This window comes from Rhodoplanes elegans (assembly GCF_016653355.1).
GTDB classification, from domain to species: Bacteria; Pseudomonadota; Alphaproteobacteria; order Rhizobiales; family Xanthobacteraceae; genus Rhodoplanes; species Rhodoplanes elegans.
Genome location: NZ_NHSK01000278.1, coordinates 1 through 5,324, shown reverse-complemented (window position 1 = coordinate 5,324; position 5,324 = coordinate 1). Strand labels below are relative to the sequence as shown.

The 5,324-nt window shown below is 72.6% G+C and carries 6 protein-coding genes; all 6 read right to left on the bottom strand.

Annotation, left to right across the window (positions count from 1 at the left end):
- The coding region (tatB, locus tag CCR97_RS31950) for a Sec-independent protein translocase protein TatB (protein ID WP_244670733.1) at nt 1-419 on the bottom strand (419 nt) is incomplete at its 3' end.
- A 188-nt stretch (nt 420-607) separates the two neighbouring features.
- A complete protein-coding gene (locus CCR97_RS28670) occupies nt 608-868 on the bottom strand; it encodes a twin-arginine translocase TatA/TatE family subunit (RefSeq protein ID WP_111359047.1) in 261 nt (86 codons plus the stop codon).
- A 279-nt stretch (nt 869-1,147) separates the two neighbouring features.
- Nucleotides 1,148-2,392 (bottom strand): SMC-Scp complex subunit ScpB, encoded by a 1,245-nt coding sequence (gene scpB, locus CCR97_RS32445; protein WP_338049154.1) that lies wholly within the window; start codon nt 2,390-2,392, stop codon nt 1,148-1,150.
- A gap of 16 nt (nt 2,393-2,408) precedes the next feature.
- On the bottom strand, nt 2,409-3,440 hold the full coding sequence (locus CCR97_RS28660) for a segregation and condensation protein A (RefSeq protein WP_201160129.1): 1,032 nt from the start codon (nt 3,438-3,440) through the stop codon (nt 2,409-2,411).
- A gap of 99 nt (nt 3,441-3,539) precedes the next feature.
- Nucleotides 3,540-4,550, bottom strand: coding sequence for a beta-N-acetylhexosaminidase (gene nagZ, locus CCR97_RS28655; protein ID WP_111360585.1), 1,011 nt, complete (start codon nt 4,548-4,550; stop codon nt 3,540-3,542).
- Between the two features lie 378 nt (nt 4,551-4,928).
- Nucleotides 4,929-5,324, bottom strand: a 396-nt coding sequence (locus CCR97_RS28650) for an SPOR domain-containing protein (protein ID WP_201160128.1), incomplete at its 5' end; no start/stop codon positions are given.

The window sequence follows — 5,324 nt, the reverse complement described above, 5'->3', positions numbered from 1 at the left end:
CTCGGCGCGGCGACCGGCGCCTCGGTGGCCGGCGCGGGCGTGACGCCTTCGGGCGCCGGCAGCGCGGCCGGCAGCGGCTCGGCCGTCACGGCCGGCGGCGGCGTGGGTGTTTCAGGCGAGGACGTCTCGGGCGTGATCGGCGTCGGCGCGGAGATCGACTTCGCCGTCTCGGCGAGCGGGTCGTAGGTGGCGATGCTGCGGGCGGCGTCGTTGAGCTCGTCGACCTGCTTCTTCAGGTCGGCCATCTCGGCCTCGCGCAGCGCCTCCTGGAACTGGCCCTGGAACTCGGCCGCCATGCGGCGCATCTTCCCGGTCCATTGGCCGACGGCGCGCAGCACGCCCGGCAGCTCCTTCGGGCCGATCGCGATCAGCGCGACCACGCCGATGAGCAGGAGCTCGCTCCACCCGATATCGAACATCGTGGCTCCGAGGGTGCCGCCCGCCCGTGGCGGTGCGGCCCCCGCAATGGCCGGTCGTCCGCCGGCGCGACGCCAAGCGGTTTGCCGCAGATCGGGGACGGGTTCAAGCCGGCCGAAAGGCCGGCCGCGTCATCGCGGCCCGGCTCCGACGGCGCGGGCCACGAGGCAGGCAGGGAGATCGGTGGCGATCAGCCGGCCTTGTGGGTCTCGGCCTGCGGCTGCTGGACGGACTGCGACGGCGCCGTGGTCGGCTGGTGGTCGATCGTCCGCACCGGCTCGGCGGGCTTCGCCGGCTCGACCTTGGCGGTGTCGTCCTCGGACATGCCCTTCTTGAAGGCTTTGATGCCCTGCGCCACGTCGCCCATCATCTCGGAAATCTTGCCGCGCCCGAACAGCAGCAGCACGACGCCGAGGACGATGATCCAGTGCCAGATGCTCATAGAACCCATCGAGTTACCCTCCAACCGACGGGCCGCGGTCCGGGCTCGCCTTCGGTTTTGACGAGAACCTAGGCGGTCGACCCGACGAAGACAAGGACCGCCCGCGCGTCGATTGCGCACGCCGTCGAAGAGAGTTGACGCGCTTCACGACGCAGCGACCGGCGACCGCCCGCCGTCCCCGCTCCTTCATGGCCGGGCTCGTCCCGGCCATCCACGATCTCGCGCGCGGAGACAGCAAAGACGTGGATGCCCGCGACGAGCGCGGGCATGACGGCGGAGGAGATCGCCTCACTCGCCCTCTTCGCGCGCCTCGGGCTCGCGCGGCTCGTCTTCTTCGCGCGGGGCGTCGGCCGCGGTCGCGTCGTCGTCCGCCGGCTCGCCGGCCGTCTCTCCGTCGGCGTCCGAAAAACTCTCGCCGGCCGGGGCGTCCTCCACCCGGGGGGCGAGGCCGAGGTCGAGCTCGACCGAGTCGATCGGGTCCTCGTCCTCGCGCAGCGCCGGATCGTCGGAGGGATTCGGCACGCCGAAGCCGGACGGGAGCTGGCCGTCGAACAGCCCCGCCCCCTTCAGCTCGTCGAGACCCGGCAGGTCGCCGAGCTGCTCCAGCCCGAAATGCGAGAGGAAGTGGTCGGTGGTCCCGAAGGTGAGCGGGCGGCCCGGCGCCTTGCGGCGGCCGCGCGGGCGGATCCAGTCGGTCTCCAGGAGCACGTCGATGGTGCCCTTGGCGACCGCGACGCCGCGGATCTCCTCGATCTCGGCGCGGGTGACCGGCTGGTGATAGGCGATGATCGCCAGGGTCTCGACAGCAGCGCGCGAAAGCTTCTTCGGCTCGCCGGCCTCGTGGGTGAGCAGCCAGGCGAGGTCGTTGGCCGTGCGGAACGCCCATTTGGTGCCGATCCGCACCAGGTTGACGCCGCGCGGCGCGTATTCGAGCTGCAGCCGCTTGAGGCCGCTCTTGACGTCGGTGCCGGCCGGCAGGCGCTTGGCGAGCGCCTTCTCCTCGACCGGCTCGGACGCCGCGAACAGGAGCGCCTCCAGCAGGCGCAGCTCGTCCGGCCGGGTCTCGGGCCCCTGATCAGCCACCTGCTCCATCTCGGTCGCCGACAGCTCCGCCTCCGCGACCTCGGCGACGGCCTGCGTCTCGGCGGCGGTCTCGACCGTCACCTCGGGCTCGGCCGCGACGATGGTTTCGGCGACAGCGTCGTCGAGTGCCGCCTCGCTCGTCTCGCCGGCAGTCTCGGCGAGCCTCTCGGCGGCCGCAGGCTCGGCCTCGGCCGGGACCACCTCATCGGCGGCTGGTTCGTCGGCAGCCACCGCCTCGGCGGCTGATTCCTCGATCACCACCTCGTCGACCACGGCGTCATCGGCCGCCGGCTCGGTGGCGGTCGGCACGGCGGCCTCGCTCGCGGCCTCACGCGGCGTCTCGGCCTTGCGGCCACGGCGCTTCCGAACCTCCCCGCGGCCGGGCTCGTTCTCGGGGATCATGGTCGCCTCTTCGGCCAGTTTCGCAATCCGCCATCCGTCGCGGCTCATCTTGGGCATCCCCTCGTCACTGGACCGGCTCGCTCGCCGCGGACGGCGGCGGCGGCGGCGAGTCGTCGTCTCGTCCCGTCGATTCTCCGACGGTCGCTTCGGCGGCCGCTTCGGCGGCCCCCACGTGCTTGCGTATATAGATCGGCGCGAATGCGGTCGGCTGATGGACGTCCATCACGCCCTCGCGCACCAGCTCCAGGAGCGCGGCGAGGCTGGAGGCGTAGACGGTCGAGCGCATCGACGGCTCGACCGCGTAGGAGACCAGGTAGCCGTCCAGCACGCTCCAGTCGTCGGAGCCGACCGAGCCGAGCAGGCGCTGCAGGATCGACCGGGCGTCGGCGAGCGACCAGACGTTGCGCTTCTTCATGCGCACATGCGACAGCGCCTGGCGCTGCCGCTGGCTCGCATAGGCCGAGAGGAGATCGTAGAGCGTCGCCGACCATTCGGGCCGCTTGATCTCCTCGATCGGCTCGGGATCGCCACGGCCGAATACCTCGCGGCCGAGCTGCGGGCGGGCCATCAGCTTCGCGGCCGCGTCGCGGATCGCCTCGAGCCGCTTCAGCCGCAACGCCAGGGCGGCGGCCATGTCGGAGGCGCTCACCCCTTCGGGCTCGTTGGTGCCGGCCGGCAGCAGCAGGCGCGACTTCAGGTAGGCGAGCCACGCCGCCATCACGAGATAGTCGGCGGCGAGCTCGAGCCTGAGCTTGCGCGCCTCCTCGATGAAGGCGAGGTACTGCTCGGCGAGCGCCAGGATGGAAATCTTGTGGAGGTCGACCTTCTGCTGGCGGGCGAGCGCGAGCAGCAGGTCGAGCGGGCCTTCGAAGCCCTCGACGTCGACGATCAGGGCCGGCTCGTCGGCCGCGCGGTCGGCCTCGACCACCTCGGGCGGATACTGGGCTGGCGTCTCGCCGGCAGGCGCCTCGGCCGCGGTCGGCGGAGCGTCGGGCGCAGCCGCCGTCGCCTCCGCGGCCTCCTCGGACGCGGCCGCCTCGGCGGCCGGCGCCTCCGCCGGAGCCGACGCCGGCGCGTCCGCGGTCGGCTCGGTCATGGACGCGTCCGCGGCCGCCGGGTCCATGGCGGAGCCGGTCGGATCGATACCGTCGTCTTGGCCGGACTGCTCGGTCATGCCTTCAGGTCACCCAGCGGCTCAGGAAGCGGCGATCATACGGGAAAAGGCGGCCCGCGCCTCGGCGAGGTCGATCCCGTCGGGTGGACGGCGGGCCGCGAGCGCCGCGGCGCAGCGCTCCGCAGACGCCCCGGAGAGGGTCGGCGCTTCGGCGGCAACCTGCTCCATTTCCACGAGATTACCATTGCAATGCAAGGCCAGGTCGCAGCCTGCCGCGAGCGCCGCGCGGGTCCGCGCGGCGAGGCTGCCGGACAGCGCCCCCATCGAGAGATCGTCGGTCATCAGCGCCCCGGAAAAGCCGATCGCGCCGCGAATCACCTCGCCGATGACGGTCGGCGACAGGGTCGCGGGATGGTCCCGATCGAGCGCCGTGTAGACGACATGCGCCGTCATGCCGAACGGCAGGCCGGCGAGCGGCCGGAAGGCGGCGACGTCGGTCGCCGCGAGAGTCGCCCGGTCGGCCGCGACGACGGGGAGCGCCTTGTGGCTGTCGCAGGCGGCCCGCCCGTGGCCGGGCATGTGCTTCACCACCGGCAGCACGCCGCCGGCCATCAGCCCTTCGGCCGCGGCGGCGGCGAGCGCCGCGACGACGCCCGGGCTCGTCCCGTAGGCGCGGTCGCCGATCACCGGGTCGCCCTCCGGGGCCGGCACGTCGCCGACCGGCAGGCAGTCGACCGTGATGCCGAGCGCGAAAAGGTCGGCAGCGATCAGCCGGGCGCCGAGCCGGGCGGCGGCGAGCCCCGCTGCGGGGTCGCGGGCATGGAGGGCGCCGTACCAGGCGCCGGCCGGATAGGCCGGCCAGTGCGGCGGGCCGAGGCGCTGCACCCGGCCGCCCTCTTGGTCGACCAGGACGGCCGCCTCGACGCCGACGGCATCGCGGAATTCGTCAACCAGTGCAGCAACCTGCGCCGGCGTGTCGACGTTCCGCTTGAACAGGATGAGGCCGAACGGCCGCACCGTGCGGAGAAACTGCCGCTCGGCGTCGGTCAGGCGCAGGCCGGACACCCCGGTGATGAACGCACGAGCCGTCATGCCGCCGTTTATCCGGGTCCCGGGCGCCGAGGTCAAAGCGCGCGGGCCGCCCGGAAGCAGTTATCCCCCGCGAGGCGCGCCGCTGTGGCGGGCGCTGCACGAGCGACGCATAGATCTCGTGCAGTGTGCGACGTGCTCGATCCGTCATCCCGGGGCGCCGGACCGCAGGTCCACGAGCCCGGGATCCATACGCCCAGCGATAGTGGCTCATGACAGACAGGGGTTCGGTCCCGGGCTCGACGCGGACGCGCAGCCCCGGGACGACCGAGGACCCCTTCGGAGTCTTCGGCCTCGCGGAGCAAGACGGAGAAAAGCACACCCGACCCGCGGTACCGACGTCGATGCCTCCACGGCGAGCAGAAGCGACAGCACGCGAGATCAGTTCTTCTGCACCAGGCAGTTGCCGCCGGCGGCCTTGAGGCTCTCGCAGAGCTGGATGGCCGAGTCGCGGCTGGCGAAGGGGCCGACCTGGCTGCCGTAGTAGATGCCCTTGGCGCCGAGGTCCTTCTTCTTCACCAGGACCTGGCGGTCGGACAGCACCGACGGGTACTTCGACTGCATCGCCCGGAACGAGGCGCGCGCCTCCTCCGGAGTCTTTTGGGCGGAGAGCTGGACGACGTAGCCACCGGTCTCGGCGGCGCTCGGCACCGGCGTGGTCATCGCGGTGCGAGCCGCCGGAGCCGGCGCTGCCGCCGGTGCGGCCTGCGGCGTGATCGCCATCGGGGCGTTGCCGGCCGGCCGTGCCGGAGCTGCGGCGGCTCGCACCGCGATGAC